Source organism: Nostoc sp. KVJ20 (genome assembly GCF_001712795.1).
In the GTDB taxonomy this organism is placed as follows: Bacteria; Cyanobacteriota; Cyanobacteriia; order Cyanobacteriales; family Nostocaceae; genus Nostoc.
In genome coordinates this window covers 38,942-56,475 of sequence record NZ_KV757643.1, presented here as the reverse complement: position 1 = coordinate 56,475, position 17,534 = coordinate 38,942, and the positions used below count along the sequence as shown (strand labels likewise).

Sequence of the window (17,534 nt, the reverse complement as noted above, 5' to 3'; positions counted from 1 at the left end):
ATTTAAATCAGTCTTGATAAACTACTGACGCTCAATTCATTGTTTAGCGAAGATTGTAGATTTTAAATAATTACGGGCAGGAACTTCTACAAATCTATATGTCAAGGATGCAGTCAATAATACGATCATAAGAAATACTCCTAGAGATGTCAATGCTTCATATTCTGTAAACCCTTTGCCAAAAGGGTTGTGAAATTCATAAAGCCAAAATAGTTTTAACAATTCTTGAATAAACCAATGAATCATATAAATTGAGTAAGATATAGTGCCGAGATATAGCATTAACCGTGAACTTAAAAACTTGGATATCACACCATTATTGTTGACAGATACAGCTAAAATCAGTAGACAAAAAGCTGGTAAAACTAGCCAATCGTGAAGGGTACGCCAATAATTCCAGTAGTAATTCATAATCATAATTATCCAAGTTATAGCTATAATTGACAGTAAATTAAGATTGAAATACTTTTTATAATTACCTCTATAATAGATTTTGTAAGTTATAATACCGAGTACGCATTCTAGCCCACATCTAGCTATCGAAGGTATGCCAATAATACTATCTAAATTGCCACGGGTAAAGGCGATTAGTAATAATATGCTAATGAGAGTAAAACTATAAACTAGTAAATCATTTTTGGGACTATTTCTTAATAATAATAATAAAAATGGAAATATGCAGTAAATAACAAACTCTACGCTAATTGACCAAGCAGGTTCATTCCAGTAAGTATCACACCAAAATAAAGGTGGGCAATTTAAATCGAAGGCTTGTAGAAGAAAAACGTTAGCAAAAAGGGCAGTTAAGTTAAATTTACCCGTGAAGGCAGAAGTAGGTAGTAAAAATATTTTTATGATTTCTAATCCAACAAACAGAGACAAAATGAATATATGCAGAGGATAAATTCTAGCAAAACGTGATAATAAGTATGAACGATAGTTAGACGAATTAACTTTTAATGAAAAATCCCCAACATAAACGTGGGTCATGATAAAACCACTCAAAATAAAGAAAAAATCAACCCACAGATATCCATTTTTAAAAAAATCGCTATAGGCTGATAAAGTTGAACCAGTTTTAGGTAAAGTGTAATAAGAGAAATGGTGTATAACAACAAATAAAGCTGCTATACCGCGCAGAGAAGTAAGAGGCTTAATGTGTTTATACATTGATTATTTTTAAGTTTAATCATGAGTGAAATGTAAGTGTTTGGCTATGATTTACTTGTTACCTGAATATACTTGTCACCAGTTATTTATGTTTTGGTCAGGACAAGCTGACCAAAACAAAGGAATGTAACAGGTGCAACCTCATGTCCAACTATCGATTAATTCATAGCCAAGTGAGGTAAATTTTTAGCAAAGGAAGCTCTCAAAGTCATATCAAAACCTTAATATCGGCAGATTTTTTGCTACTTTTTTGATAAAAATGGCTGTTTCAAAACACTTCAGGAAACACTTGCAACTTGTAGATATTTCCCAGGACGTTCGGTATCGGGGATATACCAGGCGGGGTTCCCTTGGGGATCTCGTCCTAATTTGGCATTGGGTTGCGGAGGACGATTGCGTAGGCTGTTATTGGTAATTTCTGATCCATTGCGATCGCAGTTTGTTACTTCTATAGGCGGTGCAGACAAGAAGCCAGCAGATTGCATTTCGGCAATACTTTCTTTAAAGGCTGCCATTACAAAAGCCAGATCAGCTTCGGAATGGGCTGTCGTCAAGAAGCAAGGACGGTGATCCCAAGTATGCACTCCCTTATCCCGCAGCAAGTAAAAGAGTAAATCTCCGTAGGCGAACTCTGGTGCAGATTTCACCATAAACAGGGAGCCAAAATTATAAGCTGTGAACGGTGCTTGAACTTGCTGGAAATAACCCATGAGTTCCGCTACAAACTTATCGGTTCTGGCATTAAGATTTTGCTGCAAGCTGGGGCCACTCTGTTTTAAATGCTGAAGTACTGCTTTGGCGGCTGCTAGTGCGAGAGGATGGCGGACGAATGTGCCGGCAAAGTAAGTCACGCCTACTTCTGGAACGGAGTCATCGCCAAACTGCCAAAATCCACCGTCCAAAGCATCCATATATTGTGATTTGCCAGCAATGACTCCAATTGGTAGCCCACCGCCCACAATCTTGCCGTAGGTTGCTATGTCTGCCTTGATACCGAAATGCGCTTGAGCGCCACCTGGATGAATTCTAAATCCGGTAACGATTTCATCAAAAATTAGGGCAATACCAGCTTCTTCCGTGAAATCACGCAATTGCTGGAGGAATTCTTTGGGCTGGTATTCAGGGCGACGGCTTTGCACGGATTCCACCATCACTGCTGCTAACTCATCAGCCCGACTTCTGAGGATTTCTAGAGACTCAGGTGAATCGTAATCTACCACCAAAATGTTCTCTACCATTTCGGGTGGGATACCAGGAGCAGCAGGAATTGACCGGAGTTTCTTTGTACCCCGAACAATTACTTCATCCAAAATACCGTGATAAGCTCCAGAAAATATAGCGATTAAGTTACGTCCTGTGATGGTGCGTGCCATCCGCATCGCTCCCAGAACCGCTTCCGAACCTGTGTTACAAAAGGCTGCTCGGTCAAAGTTGGTCAACTCACACATCAGCTTCGCCACTTCTCCAACCAAGGGAGTTTGCGGCCCAATTTCCATGCCGAGTTTCAATTGTGCTTCAATTGCTTCGGTAATGAAAGGTGGCGACCAACCAAACAAATTCAAGCCAAAACCATTGCTTAAATCGACATATTCATTGCCATCAACATCCCAAAGTTTAGAACCAGATGAACGAGACACCACGATGGGGTAAACCATCTCTTTCATCGTCGGGTTAAACCCGGAAACAGTTCTTGGGTCTGCCAAATAAGGGCGATGAGTTTGAGTATATTCTTTAGATTTTTGAGTCCGTTTTGTATATCTTTGGATAATTTTGTCTAGATGAGTGCGTTGTTGCGCTGTCAGAGTTTTAGTTTGGGTCTTTTCAATTCGAGCCGCCGCACCAAATGCCTTTTTAGCACCATTTGACTCTGTTTCTACTGATGCTGATTCTTTGCTGGTTTGGGTTGGGGGGACAGATACAGCGTTTTGTGGCTTGACACCATTATTTTGAGATGTCACCGCAGGTACAACTGGGACTGTTAAAGATTGACTGCTATTACCCAATAGCGCCAATTGCTGGCTCATAATTTGTAGCTGCTGATTAATCACACTTTCTAGGACGTTACTAGATGCAGCAGGTTGCAGGGAAATCTGAGGTGCAAATCCATTTGATCCATTTGTATGAACTTCATGCACTACCAAAGTGGGTGATGTGGTTGCAGGTGGAGGTTCTGGCAATGGTGCTTCTGGAATTGGGTCTGCAACGGTTTCTATTAATCCTAGTGCAGATAAAGTTTCGGGAGACAAGGCTTGATTGATCAAGTCAGCCAACGTTACTAAGTTCGGGCAAATTTCTAGTAACTGCCTAAGTGTTACTTTGACTTTAAATTTTTTCTTCAAAGCTAACCCGACTTGCGTTAGAGATAAGGAATCTAATCCCATTTCTAAAAATGTTGTCGAGTCGTCAACACTAGCAATTTCCAATCCTGATGTTTCTTCGATAACTTCTTTGAGCAGAGGAATAAGCTTTTGCTGAGGGTATGTTGTCATAGTTTGGGTCTTTTCTAATAAATGAGGATTTAAAAGTTTGGAAGTTGCTGCACGATTGGGATGAGGTGGAGGATCAATCCAGAAGCGTTGGCGCTCAAAGGGATAGGTAGGTAGAGGAATTCGTTGTCGCGTTTCCCTTTGATAGAAGTTGCTCCAGTCAATAGATACTCCTGCTAGCCACAGTTGTCCTACTGCCTTGAGTAATGCTGTCCATTCAGCTTCGTTCTCAGCATTATCACTTAGAGAAGGAATGGCTATCTGTTGTTTAATATCTTTTGCTTGTTGGCGGGCTAAGGTCGTAGTTGTGATTCGTGGCCCCACTTCTAACAGTACGCGCTCCGGTTGCTGCCATAGAGTTTGTACGCCCTCCGCAAATCGCACAGTCTGACGCAGATGTGTAGCCCAATACATCGGATCAGTTGCTTGTTGGGCTGTAATCCAGTCGGCGGTAACTGTGGATACAAAGGGAATTTGGGGTGGCGATAATTTAACCTTTCCAACTACCTCAGCAAAGGGGGCTATGATGCTATCCATCATTGGGGAGTGGAAAGCGTGGGAAGTGTGTAAATGGCGACAGACAACTTCTTCGCTTTCTAATTGTTTTTGTAGAGCCGCGATCACCTCTGTGGGGCCAGAAACTACACACAGGGAAGGGCCGTTAATTGCGGCGATCGCTAATTCTGCACTCAATCGTGGCTCTATCTGTTTGGCTGGAAGGCGCACCGAGAGCATCGCCCCTTCTGGTAACTCCCACATGAAGCGACCGCGATTTGCAACCAACATCAGCGCATCTTCTAAGGTGAATACACCCGCTATACAAGCAGCAACAAATTCACCAATGCTGTGACCAATCATGGCTTGGGGCTTGACTCCCCAGCTTTGCCACAGTTGCGCTAAAGCATATTCAATGACAAATAATGCTGGTTGAGTAAAGCAAGTTTGCCGCAGAGAGATAGCCGCAGTTTCGCAATCGCTCGGTGCTGGATACATGATTTCTCGTAAATCCCTACCCAACAAAGGTTTAAGGATTTCAGCACATTCATCTACTACCTCCTGAAACACAGGCTCGCGGTTGTAGAGATTCAGTCCCATGTCTACATATTGCGATCCTTGTCCGGGGAACATGAAGACAACGGCTGGATTGCGGATTTCTGTATGCCGGGTATTTACTTGATTTGGATCTAAAGATTGCAGCGCTGCGATCGCATCTGTGATGTCGTGACAAACTATACTGCGTCGGTAGTTGAAGGCTTTGCGCCCTCGCTGTAAAGTATAAGCTGCATCAGCTAAGTTAATTTCGGAATTATACTGCAAATGTTGGTGTAAATTCGCTGTTGCAGCCTCTAAAGCTTGACTAGTTTTTGCCGAGAGCAACAATAGCTGCTGTGGGCGCGAAGATCCTGAACTTTGGATTTGTGGCGCTTCTTCTAGCACAATATGAGCATTAGTCCCACCGACACCAAAAGAACTTACACCGGCTCGTCGCGGAGTTTCACCTTCTGACCATTCAGCTAGTTTGGTATTTACATAGAAGGGGCTGTTGGCAAAGTCAATTTTGGGGTTGGGAGCCTCAAAATTTAAACTAGGTGGAATCTTTTTATAATGCAGGGCGAGAGCGGTTTTAATTAAACCTGCGACTCCAGCCGCCGCAACTAAATGTCCGACATTGCTTTTAAGAGAACCGATCGCACAAAATTGTTTAGCATCTGTATGTACTCGGAATGCTTGCGTCAGCGCTTCAATTTCAATGGGGTCGCCTAAAGGTGTAGCTGTACCGTGAGCTTCAATATAAGAGATGGTTTCTGGGTGGAAGTTGGCATAAGCTTGGGCCATTGCAACGGCTTCTGCTTGTCCGTCTACGCTGGGAGCGGTAAAGCTTACTTTATCAGCCCCATCATTATTAATACCAGAACCACGAATTACAGCATAGATGCGATCGCCATCATTAAGCGCATCTTCTAAACGCTTGAGGACAACTACTCCTGCGCCATTATTGAACATTGTGCCCTGAGCGCTGGCATCAAAGGGACGACAATGCCCATCTCCAGAGAGCATACTGCCTTCTTGAGTCATATAACCGCTGTTTTGAGGTGTAGTCATAGATACACCACCGGACAAAGCCAAATCGCACTGATAGCTGGTTAAGGCTTGGCAAGCCTGAATGACTGCTACCAAAGAAGTGGAACAGGCTGTATTGACGCTGACGGCTGGGCCTTTAAGGTTGAGTTTGTAAGCCGCACGGGTTGTCAAAAAGTCTTTTTCATTGGCTAGCATCGTCTGAAACTCGCCGATGCGATCGACAATTTCCATACGTCCAGAAATGTGGCTAGCAAAATAAGTATTTTGACCGCAACCAGCGTATAAACCAATCAAACCCTCGAAAGATTCTGATTCATAACCAGCATTTTCTAAAGCTTCATAAACCAACTCTAGAAAAACTCTGGCTTGTGGATCCATAACCACAGCTTCCAGTGGATTAATGCCAAAGAAGGCAGCATCAAAAGTTTCTCCCCCAGAAATAATTCCTCTAGCTTTCACGTAGCTAGGATCTTTACAAAGGTTCGGATCAATACTAGGGTCTAGTTCGTCATCTTGAAAAAAAGTCGTTGATTCTAATCCCTCACACAGATTGCGCCAAAACTCATCAACATTTCCAGCCCCAGGAAATCTTCCTACCATGCCAATAATGGCAATACCATCATTAGGATCTTGGTTATCGGATGCTTGCATATTTACCATTGCTTAACACCTTGTTGATGATTACGACGACGAGTCCGAGCTGCTTGTTGGCGTTGGGCGCGATTTTGCAGCTTGTCAGAAGATGGTTGGCTATTCTGGTTGGAATGCAAATAGTTTGCTAAAGAGCCAATCGTTGAATACTGAAATAACTTCACAGCAGATAGCTCAATACCAAGTTCCTGTTTTATTCGCGCAGCAACTTGGAGAATTGAGATTGAAGTTGCTCCCAAATCAAAGAAATTATCATCAATCCCAACGCGATCGATTTTGAGCAGTTCGGATAAAATACCTGCAAGCAGACGCTCTAAATCGGTTTGGGGAGAAATGTAAGCTTGTTCCAGTTGTGGACGTTCTCTACTTGGTGCTGGCAATTTATGTCTATCGACTTTACCATTGGCAGTCAAAGGCAGCGACTCTAACATCACAAATGCTGATGGCACCATGTAATTAGGTAGTCGCTGTTGTAAGAAACCACGTAATTTATTGTGCGTATATCCACTGTTATAGTGAGGAACAATATAAGCTGTCAACTGTTTTTCAGCTGCTTCATCCTGACGAGCTAAAACGACAATTTCCCGAACATCAGGATGTTGTGCAATTTCCCGCTCAATTTCACCTAGTTCAATTCTGAAACCGCGAATTTTTACCTGATTGTCAATACGACCTAAGAATTCTACTTTGCCATCTGGAAGATAACGAGCTAAATCTCCAGTCTTGTAAAGGCGCGTTTCTAAATTGCTATCAAATGAGTGAAAAATAAATTTTTCGGCAGTCAAATCGGGACGGTTTAAATAGCCTCTAGCTAATCCGTCACCACCAATGTACAATTCGCCAGCTTCTCCTATTGATACTGGTTGGAGGTTTTTATCTAATATATAAACTTGGGTATTAGCAATTGGGCGACCAATAGGAATAGAAACATCTGGTTGCAGTGGCGCTGTTATAGGATGGCAACAGGTAAAAGTTGTATTCTCAGTTGGCCCATAACCATTAATTAGCTGACAGTTGTCCACTGTTTGCAGAAACTTCTGCACATGTGGAACAGATAAGACATCACCACCCGCTAAAAGTTGACGCAAGGATTTCAAAGCATCTATTTTTTCATCCACTATCAGATGGAATAAACCGGCTGTCAGCCAAAGAGTAGTAACTTGATATTGCTGAATAATCTGTCCTAATTCTTCTAAAGATGGTGTATGAGGAGGATAGATTATTAATTGCCCACCGTTTAGTAAGCAACCCCAAATTTCAAAAGTTGAAGCATCGAAGGAAATAGGAGCAAGTTGCAGAATTATTTCTTCAGCTGTGAGGTGAGCATAATTAGTTTCCTTGACTAATCTAACTACACCACGATGGATAACGCTAACACCTTTGGGTGTACCTGTAGAACCTGATGTATACATGACATAAGCCAAGTTATCAGCAGTGACACTAGTGTTTAGGTTCTCTTTGTTATTTTGGGAGATTGTATTCCAATCTGTATCTAAACAAATTACAAATGCTGTATGAGTAGGTAATTTTGCAACTAATTCTTTTTGAGTTAATAGTATTGATACCTGGGTATCTGATAGCATGAAAGCTAAACGTTCTTGTGGATAACCTGGGTCTAATGGTACATAAGCTCCACCAGCTTTGAGGATAGCTAAAAGTGCCACAATCATTTCTAAGGAGCGCTCTATGCAGATTCCTACAAGAGTTTCTGTTTCTACCCCTAGTGATTGCAGATGTTGTGCTAGTTGATTAGCCCGACTATTCAAATCTCTATAAGTAAGATGCTGATTATTAAAAATTAGTGCTATAGCATCAGGTGTTTTCTCTACCTGTGCTTCAAACAACTGATGAATACACGCTTGCTGAGGATAATTAGTTTGAGTATTATTCCACTCGTTCAGTAGGTGCTTTTCGGATTCTTTCAAGATCGGTAACTTTAAATTATCTAGTTCTAAGTTATTTTTTGATAATGAGGGTTTACACTCAGTTGCCAGCAATTTATTTTTATTTTGAGCTAATGAATCAATTATTGATTTCATATTTAATGTCCACAAAAAATATTTTTATTGCAATCCATGTGATTTTTAATTAGTGCTGCATTTTTCACTTAACAAATTTATATGTTAGTGATGCAGTTAATGTAACTTACTAAAATATACAAAATTCAGAATGATTACTGAGTGAAATATTAAAATTTGTTCCAAAATTTATATTAAAGATAGTTTTATATATTAACGATATAGATTTTTGGATAAACCAGTGAGCTATGTAAATCGAGTACGATATGGTTTTGAGATAAATGAGTAACAAAGTGTACTGACTTTTGTTTAAAATCAAAGATGAGTCCTATATTAAAAGACTAATTTCATTACAAATTATGCCGCAATCCCACAAGATTTGTGTGAAAGGGTACTGACTCTAAGATTTAGTTCTCTTATTCTGACCTATTTCCTAAAAATCGTAGTTATTTTCAATACATCTTCATTGAAAATTAAAACTTGAGAGATGGTTTGCAATGGGAGTATTAACTGTACCTTCGCTCATGTTGAGAGGAGATGAAGAATAAGTACTTGAGGAACTGTTCTTATCACGGACTACCAATCATAGTGAATGGTGCCCAATAAAACGGATGGGAGAGATTACCAACGATATTTTGTTGTAAGTAGGTTACCATTTGCGGTGGCAAAGATACGCCTTGATTTGTGCCAGTTAATTGATTGCCTTCAATTCGCACCTTTCCCTGAATCATTACTAACTTTGCTTATCGCAGTGCTTCTGCTTTAATTGGTGCAGTCTTTAACTGGCTGTAAAACTCCGTCATTAGTCGGCATCCGAGACGCACCACAAACTGGCAATAGCCGACTTAACACCGGTCTGTATCGCTAACCCCGCAAAACCCAACTCCGCTTGTTCATCCCTAAAAGCTGATTTACAAGTCCGACCTTTAGATTCATACAAAGCCGTGTAATTAAGTTTGGTCAAGATTATCTGTGATGGGATGTAAAAAATGCATGGGCATTGCGAAATTCAGCTATTGTAGAAAGTAGTAATAATTTTTGGAAAAGTATTAACGAGTCACATTGAAGAGTCTCCCACCAACAAGTAAGTATGGTAAGGGATAAAAGCCGCTCTGGGACTCGGTATTGGGGACTGGGAAAACATTCCAAAATATGTTCCGGATTAGAGCCAATTTCATAATTTTTCGTTTGAAAACCCAATCCCTAGTCCCCAATCCCTTTTACTACTTTCCTTAATGCGGTAAGGTTGACTTTGCAGAAGTTTGGCTGCCAGTGAATGTATTGGAAATGGGGCTTTAGACTATTAATCGGATTCTTGGGGCTGTGGCTACTACTGGATCTGGGTTCCCGCATGGGAGCAGAGATTTTGTGGTTTCAGGAAGTTGGCTACCTCCAAGTATTTCTGTTGAGGGTGGTGACTCGTGGTGTTTTGTGGATAGTGGTGGCTGGAATAACTGCTGCCTATCTACTACTAAATCTGGCTCTAGCACAACGGCTAAAATATTCCCAGTCTTTGAAGATTGAGGAATTCAAGCGTGAGGAAGCAAAACTCACCAGTGAATTAACAAATTTTCTCAGTCCTCATAATCCAAGACGCAACGAAACTGGGATACTTTCGCCGCAACGGTTTAAAAAATTAAGATTGCGTGGGTTATTACCCCTAAGTCTTGTACTGAGTTTGTTAATCGGTTTGATGCTGGCTCATTATAGTCAAATTGCTCTTTCCTACTGGAATTATCCAGTTAATCAGGCTAGTCTACCCATTCCCGCCCTATTTCGACCAGAGACAATCTGGCAACTCTTGAGACAGATTGTCTCTCAAGTCTGGTATCTCGGTTTAATTGGGGGAGTAACGATCGCAATCTTAATTTATCCCCAATTTTTATTAACTGCGATCGCAATTTTATTCAGTCCCATGTTTGGGTTCATCTTATTCCAACACTGGCCAAAGGTGCTGCAATATTTCCAGCCCACTCTTTTCAACAGCACTGAGCCTTTATTTGGTAAAGATATCAGCTTTTACGTATTTTCCTTACCCGTTTGGGAACTGCTAGAACTCTGGCTGATGGGATTATGTTTGTATGGCTTCGTCGCCGTTAGTCTCACTTATCTCCTGTCAGGAGACAGTTTGAGTCAGGGAATTTTCCCTGGTTTTTCGCCCCAGCAGCAGCGTCATTTATACGGTATGGGTGGCTTGTTGATGCTGGTAGTGGCTCTGAGTTATTGGCTGAGTCGCTATGAACTCGTGTATTCTAACCGTGGTGTTAGTTATGGTGCCAGCTACACGGATGTGATAGCCCAATTGCCAGCTTATACCGTCTTGTGCATTGTGGCAGTAGCGATCGCAATTTACCTAATTTGGCGAACATTTTTCTGGAAACCCAAATCCCAGTATCGTCGCTTAGTATTTTACGGATTAGGGGTTTATCTAGTACTAGTTGTATTAGCTGATGTTGTTCTACCTGCTGTGGTGCAATATTTAATTGTCCTACCTAATGAATTGCAACGGGAGCAACCCTACATTCAGCGGACTATCGCTTTGACTCGCCAAGCATTCGATTTAGAGGCGATCGATTCCAGAGGCTTCAACCCTGAAGGAACACTGACTGAAGCTGATATTCAAAAGAATGACTTGACAATTCGGAATATTCGCCTTTGGGATCAGCGACCACTGTTAGAAACGAACCGTCAGTTGCAACAAATTCGACCGTATTATCGGTTTCCCGATGCCGATATTGATCGGTATACTCTGAAAACAGATGTAATTTCCCGCCGACCATCAGCCCCTCGAAACCCACCAGAACCTCAGCCGGAAGGAAGTGAATCAACGGAAAGGCGGCAGGTATTAATTGCAGCACGAGAATTAGACTACACTGGCGTACCACAGGAAGCTCAAACATGGGTTAACCGCCATTTAATTTATACCCACGGTTTCGGGTTTACTGTTAGCCCAGTTAATACAGTCGGGCCGGGTGGGCTACCAGAATATTTTATCAAAGATATCAGCGGGGATAGTAGCGCTCTGACAACTTCCAGTGAAGCCATTCGTGACAGTATTCCCATTGGACAACCCCGAATTTATTACGGTGAAATCGCCAATACCTACGTAATGACCGGCACAAGAGTTCGAGAGTTAGATTACCCCAGTGGTAGTGACAATGTTTATAACTCTTACAATGGTGTGGGTGGCGTTGAAATCGGTTCAGCATGGCGACGGTGGTTATTTGCCATGTATTTGAAAGATTGGCAAATGGTGCTAACGCGGGACTTTCTGCCAGAGACAAAGCTGTTACTGCGGCGAAATGTCAAGCAAAGAATTCGAGCGATCGCACCTTTTCTTAAATTTGACAGTGATCCTTATTTAGTAGCTGCTGCGGCTAATGAAGATTTCCCCAAAAATCCTAGTTATCTTTACTGGATTGTTGATGCGTATACAACAAGCGATCGCTATCCCTACTCAGACGCAGGTAGCGATAGTATTAACTACATTCGTAACTCGATCAAGGTAGTGATTGATGCTTATAACGGCAGTGTGAATTTTTATATTGCCGATCCCAGCGATCCAATCATTGTCACTTGGTCAAAAATATTTCCCAATACCTTCAAACCGCTCAATGCTATGCCAGTTAGTCTCCACAGTCATATCCGCTATCCTGTGGACTTCTTTAAAATTCAATCTGAGCGGTTGATGACCTATCACATGACTGACCCACAGGTATTTTACAACCGGGAAGACCAGTGGCAGATTCCTAACGAAATCTATGGCAGTGAAACTCGTCCGGTAGAGCCGTATTATTTGATTACTAGTCTACCCACTGTACCTTTTGAGGAATTTATTCTGCTTCTACCCTACACTCCCAGACAGCGGACTAATTTAATCGCTTGGTTAGCGGCGCGATCGGATGGTGAAAACTACGGTAGATTATTTTTATATACTTTTCCCAAAGAAAGACTAGTTTACGGGACAGAGCAAATCGAGGCACGGATTAACCAAGACCCAGTAATTTCTCAGCAAATTTCCCTGTGGAATCGCCAAGGGTCGAAAGCCATTCAAGGCAATTTACTAGTAATTCCCATTGAGCAATCCCTGCTGTATGTCGAGCCGATCTATCTAGAAGCCACACAGAATAGTCTACCAACTCTGGTGCGGGTAGTTGTGGCTTACGAAAACCGGATTGTCATGGCCCAAACCTTAGAACAAGCATTGCAGGGAATTTTTAAACCAGAAGTCACACCAGCCCCGGCAATTATCCGTCCCTTTGAAGAAGCAGCCCCGCCAGGTTAAGATATTTTAGGACTAAATAGTTACATAGCAGATCACAGTGAGCGATCGCCATTAACAAAATTTATTGCAACAGCCATAGTTTAATAGTTCAACATAATGTCATAGACACTAAAAGTTAATGAACATGGTACAAAGTAACCAACTAGAGATTCGCCACATTAGCCCTAAAGTGAGGCAGTTGATTAAAATGTACGCCGATGTTAATAACTGTACGCAATCTGAGATGCTGGAGCGCATTGTTTTGGAGTGGAACGCCCAACAAAGCGAAAGCGAAAGACCGCCAGGAGACGAAGATGAATAGCTTTTTGATACAACCCCTAATCCGTTTCGAGCGAAAGGTTTTCCTTAACTAATTCTGACAGTTTAAGTTGCATAGCAACTAACAAAAAACAAGTTTTGTGACTGGGTTTAGATACCAGTTACAAAACTTAATTACGAATTACGAATTATTCTAACCTGGCTCTCTAGTTCAAGAAAAATTTTCCAGAAATTGGATCTTGTTTGAGGGATTGAATAAAATCCCTCAAAGTCATCATACTGCCTGTTAAGGTGAATTTAGGAGTACCATTTTGAGCAACGATTCTCACTTCCCCATCTTGGATCTGAATCTTATTTTTAATACTATCCCATAGAGTATCGAAGCTTTCATCATCCTTGCAACCATTCGCTTCAAGGAATCTTTGACGTACTTCTGTTTTTAGTGCTAGTGCTTCTGCTGCTTGAGTCCGCGCCTCAAAGTGCTTAACTACATCTTCGTAAGCACTCTCCCTCAGAATTGTGTTTTCAACCTGAACTTGCTCTAACTGAATTTTTATAGCTTGCAGTTGGGATGCTAAAGCGGTTGATTTCTGGTATTCAAGTTTTAAGGCTTGCTTTGCATTGGCTAACAAGACTTTATAATCTAGCTGATCTTGATTTTTTTCGGATTGCATTTTTATTTCTTGATCAACAGATTTAAGATGATAAACTCTCGTCAGTTATCTGACAAGAACTGGCGAGAGCTTAGTAAATATTATGTGGGTTATCTAAGTATTAGTTATTTCACCAATAATGGTGTTTCAGAGGTAGGATTCTCCTGGAGACTACTCAAACAAGAACTAATGTGGGAGCGGATAGCTCGCTCATAAACACTAGTCTGCTGAGTACGTACCCCTACAGCCTGATATATTAAGTTAACTTCTGGGAATTCAGACCAATACATCAAAAAAATGTCTTTAGCTGGAGTAATAATTTCATAATTATTCTCTTGTCTTTTCTTTCTAAGTTTACAATTATTGAGTTGTAATTTTTGTCTGAATAGTTTTTCAAATTCTGGAATTAAATCTGAAGCAGTTTTCATGTGTTATCCACGTTAAAACGTGTTAATTATGCAAAGACTATCTGGTGATATTACTAAGTATGACACTTCAGATACCTCTTACAATATAGTGTATCAGTTATCGAGTCTTTGAGAATTTGAGGTTACTTTTCTCTTTTGGGGGCTGGGGGCTGGGGACTGGGGATTGGGGACTGGGGATTGGGAATTGGGGATTAGGGATTGGGAAAATAGTTAGCAGAGACACCCTGATAATTACAGTGCTAAATATAAATAATCTTCCGGATAGCAGCCCTGGAGGGCATTGAGTAGCTACAAACTACAACCTGGGACTTCAAGACCCTCTACAAAGCTGATTAATTCCAAGTGATCTGGATTTTCCAGCAACTTTTTGGCTGCTAGCAATCCGGCGATGCTCCAAGTTTGATAAATTCTGGCTTCTTTGCCAATCAAACGAGCATTGTGTCCATCGTAGTATTCCGGGAATTTATCCTTAAATAAACGCCTTTCGGCAATGGCGATCGCTGCTTGGGCAAGTTCTGTTCGATCTGCTTTCATTGCCGCAGCCGTAAATAACCACAGCAAAACGGGCCAGTTACCGCCGTTGTGATAAGACCAAGCCCTGTTCTTAGAATCACATCCTGTCACAATTCTCCACTCTAAACCTTCCAATGCTGGAAAGCAGATTTTAACAGGCATATGGCCGATCAAGTCTTGCCAACGTTGGGCAAATAAATTCATAATGCTTTGAGATTCTTTTTCGCTTGCTAAGGAAGCTAAGATTGCCATCAGATTTCCCAGAGCAAAAAAGCGAAAATCTATCCGTCCCGGCCCCAGATTTCCTGCTAAATATCCTCCAGTTTCGGGCAACCACTCGGTCAACCAAGTGGGAATTGATTCTGAGTTGATGTTGAATTTATTAACAATTTCTTTACCAAATTCGTTATCCTTGTAACGATAAATTTCTCCCAATCGCTTCAGGTCTAGCCAATAATAGTTGCGGATATGATATTTCAAAGATCCCAATCGCTTATTGACTTTGCCGAGGTAGCTATCGCCATCCCCATCTGGTAAAAGCAATTCAGTAGCAGCCCTGAGAGACGCATAGAATAACACCTGAATTTCTAGAGGATGTTCGTAGACTCCCATACGACGGTCAATCATGAATGCGCCATCGGGAACTAACATTGTTGGGTACATAGAAAAGCGATGTACCAAGCAAAGATCCAAAATTAACTTGATTCCTGCTTGAAAATCTGGCTGACGCGCTAGGGTTAAATCGCCTGTAGCTTTTTCATAAGCGCGTAGCAGAAGAATCCACCACATACAAGAATCAATTGGGGAAACACGAGCGATCGCCAATTCACCAAAATCAGCGACCAAAAATTCCTCATTTCCCTTGGAATGTACTTTGAAACTTGCAGGCATTAATCCCGCTCCTGGTTCAAAGCAGTCTATCTGCTTTTCATGACTTTGTAATTTCAGTGTTTCTACTAAGAAGTTACGGACAATCTCTGCTTTGCCGTACATCAGAAACACTAAGGCAGAAGGGACAAAATCGCGGAGGAAGCACTGGTCATAATTAAGTGCATCTGACTCCGGATCGTGGGCGGCTACAGTCCCAATGGGTTTTCCCTGGTAATAAATTATCGACTCTTCCAACAATTCCCAGGCTTCTGCTTCCAGTTGACTGTTCTGATCGATTGCGCTAGTCATGGGCGTTTAATTCCACTAATAATTATGTATCGGCTCAATTGTGGAAAGTACGCCAGCCTTACCTCAAGCTGACCAGGTTTCCCGGAAGTCAGCATACAGAGTCAATCCACCATCTACAAATAACGTTTGTCCGGTGATGTAGGCGGCTTCATCCGAAGCTAAAAAAGCTACTGTGGCTGCCATCTCCTCTGAGGTGCCAGCACGCCCCATTGGGATGTGACTTTCCACGATCGCCTTTTTTTCGGGGTCATCTATCCAGTCTTGATTTATTGGGGTGATTGTTGCTCCGGGGGCAATGGAGTTGACACGAATACCTCGGTTAGCATATTCCAATGCTAAGGTTTTGGTCAGGTTTTCCATCCCGCCTTTGCTAATGGAATAGCTAATATACATCGGTCGAGGAATAACTTCGTGAACGCTGGAAATATTAATAATCACTCCCGAACGATTTACAGACAGGAGGTGTTTAATAGTTTCACGGGCGCAGAGATAAGCACCCCGGAGATTAACTGCAATTACCCGATCAAAGTCTGCTGTGGTAACTTCGTGGGATGGGCTTTCTGTTTGAATCCCAGCATTGTTAACTAGAATATCTAGACTGCCAAATTCCTTTACTACGGTGTTGACCATCTCAACAATGTCTGATTCTTGGGAGACATCTCCTTGAACCAGTAGTGACTTTACGCCACAATTTTCGATATTTCCACAGGCTTTTCGCAATGCCATCTCTTCTGTGTCTACCGCAGCTTCAGGGCTTTTGCGGTAATTGATAGCGATGTTGCACCCTTCTTGAGCGAGTCTGATAGCGATCGCCTGACCGATTCCTGAAGTTGCACCTGTAATTAAAGCGTTCTTTCCCTTTAACCCTATCATATTTCCTCTCTAAGCTGCCTTTGCTTGAATTTACGCTCAGTCAAATAACTTTGGATGTTAGATTTTAGATTAATCTTTGTGATATCTAAAGTTGCTACTGTCAACCCCCTTTGGAGGTAATTTAAAATTTAAAAATAGGTTTTTCATTATTTTGAATTTCTGATATTTTTTGGCGAAATCCCTGTTAAAAATAAATGTGTAAGGGCATACAGTTGTACACCCCTACAGCCGATTTACTTGTTACAAGAATTGTTGAAAATGCTATTAGTCTCTAGCGCAAATTCGCTGGTACTTGTTCAGGAACTACCCAATAGTAAATAGTTTTGCCATCTACAGTTAGAGTCTGCTCTGGTTTCCAATCACCCATATCAAAAGCGTGGGAGACAATGCGAGTCCCAGGTTTGAGTTCACTCAATAGCTTGGGACGAAGTTTGGCGTTTACCTCTGGCAGTAAGTAAAGTGTAACTACTGTTGCTTCACTAAAGTCAGTGGTGAACAAGTCTTGTTGGACAAACTTGACGCGATCGGTGACTCCTGCCTTCTGGGCATTATCATTAGCTTCTTGGATGCGTTCGGGGTTAATATCTATACCTATACCGCGCGTACCAAACTTTTGTGCCGCAGTATTGACAATTCTCCCATCACCGCTACCAAGGTCGTAAAGTACATCATTCTTACCCACTTTTGCCACTTTCAACATTGCATCTACAACTGGCTGTGGTGTAGGTACATAAGGAACATCACCGGGGCGTTCTTGTGGTTGAGTTGTGGGAGTTGTCGCAGATGGTGTTTCGGTTTCGGTTTGACCGGTTAAGGTAGAAGGTTGCGTCCCGGCTTCCAAATCTTGCTGTTGCGGTGTACACCCAGCAATTCCCAGACTTGTGATACTAACACCTGTAGCCAGTAAAAACAGAATTTTTTTGAAGTTCATGAATTTT

At 41.7% G+C, this 17,534-nt stretch carries 12 protein-coding genes; 2 read left to right on the top strand and 10 right to left on the bottom strand.

From position 1 onward, the window contains the following. Nucleotides 1–36: 36 nt before the first annotated feature. From A4S05_RS21575 to A4S05_RS42660, 5 genes are all read right to left on the bottom strand, one after another. Nucleotides 37–1,170 (bottom strand): acyltransferase family protein, encoded by a 1,134-nt coding sequence (locus tag A4S05_RS21575; protein ID WP_069071846.1) that lies wholly within the window; start codon nucleotides 1,168–1,170, stop codon nucleotides 37–39. A 278-nt stretch (nucleotides 1,171–1,448) separates the two neighbouring features. Continuing rightward, the gene (locus A4S05_RS21570; protein ID WP_069071845.1) at nucleotides 1,449–6,398 is read right to left on the bottom strand and encodes a type I polyketide synthase; all 4,950 of its coding nucleotides are present in this window, start codon (nucleotides 6,396–6,398) and stop codon (nucleotides 1,449–1,451) included. Beyond that, entirely contained in the window at nucleotides 6,392–8,428 is a 2,037-nt protein-coding gene (locus A4S05_RS21565) for a non-ribosomal peptide synthetase (protein WP_069071844.1), read from the bottom strand. Before A4S05_RS21565 ends, A4S05_RS21570 begins: the two co-directional genes overlap by 7 nt. A 548-nt stretch (nucleotides 8,429–8,976) precedes the next feature. Further along, complete coding sequence (locus A4S05_RS42665; RefSeq protein ID WP_218107965.1) at nucleotides 8,977–9,138, bottom strand: hypothetical protein; 162 nt, start codon at nucleotides 9,136–9,138, stop codon at nucleotides 8,977–8,979. Nucleotides 9,139–9,209: 71 nt separating this feature from the next. Next, nucleotides 9,210–9,371: a CHAT domain-containing protein gene (locus A4S05_RS42660; protein ID WP_218107964.1), complete on the bottom strand. Its 162-nt coding sequence runs from the start codon at nucleotides 9,369–9,371 to the stop codon at nucleotides 9,210–9,212. 312 nt (nucleotides 9,372–9,683) lie between these two features. Here A4S05_RS42660 and A4S05_RS21560 point away from each other — a divergent pair, with 312 nt between their 5' ends. Beyond that, nucleotides 9,684–12,692 carry a UPF0182 family protein gene (locus tag A4S05_RS21560; RefSeq protein ID WP_084227191.1) on the top strand — a complete coding sequence of 1,003 codons (3,009 nt, stop codon included), beginning with the start codon at nucleotides 9,684–9,686 and terminating at the stop codon, nucleotides 12,690–12,692. A 118-nt stretch (nucleotides 12,693–12,810) separates the two neighbouring features. Beyond that, a complete protein-coding gene (locus A4S05_RS21555) occupies nucleotides 12,811–12,993 on the top strand; it encodes a hypothetical protein (RefSeq protein WP_069071843.1) in 183 nt (60 codons plus the stop codon). Between the two features lie 163 nt (nucleotides 12,994–13,156). On the opposite strand, the gene A4S05_RS21550 is transcribed toward A4S05_RS21555, so the two are convergent. From A4S05_RS21550 to A4S05_RS21530, 5 genes are all read right to left on the bottom strand, one after another. Further along, nucleotides 13,157–13,624 (bottom strand): hypothetical protein, encoded by a 468-nt coding sequence (locus A4S05_RS21550; protein WP_069071842.1) that lies wholly within the window; start codon nucleotides 13,622–13,624, stop codon nucleotides 13,157–13,159. Nucleotides 13,625–13,728: 104 nt separating this feature from the next. Next, the gene (locus A4S05_RS21545) at nucleotides 13,729–14,031 is read right to left on the bottom strand and encodes a hypothetical protein (protein ID WP_069071841.1); all 303 of its coding nucleotides are present in this window, start codon (nucleotides 14,029–14,031) and stop codon (nucleotides 13,729–13,731) included. 288 nt (nucleotides 14,032–14,319) lie between these two features. Then, the gene (locus A4S05_RS21540; protein WP_069071840.1) at nucleotides 14,320–15,723 is read right to left on the bottom strand and encodes a glycoside hydrolase 100 family protein; all 1,404 of its coding nucleotides are present in this window, start codon (nucleotides 15,721–15,723) and stop codon (nucleotides 14,320–14,322) included. Between the two features lie 63 nt (nucleotides 15,724–15,786). Continuing rightward, nucleotides 15,787–16,596: an SDR family oxidoreductase gene (locus A4S05_RS21535; protein WP_069071839.1), complete on the bottom strand. Its 810-nt coding sequence runs from the start codon at nucleotides 16,594–16,596 to the stop codon at nucleotides 15,787–15,789. A gap of 271 nt (nucleotides 16,597–16,867) precedes the next feature. Next, nucleotides 16,868–17,527, bottom strand: a complete 660-nt coding sequence (locus A4S05_RS21530; RefSeq protein WP_069071838.1) for a class I SAM-dependent methyltransferase — start codon at nucleotides 17,525–17,527, stop codon at nucleotides 16,868–16,870. Nucleotides 17,528–17,534: the final 7 nt, after the last annotated feature.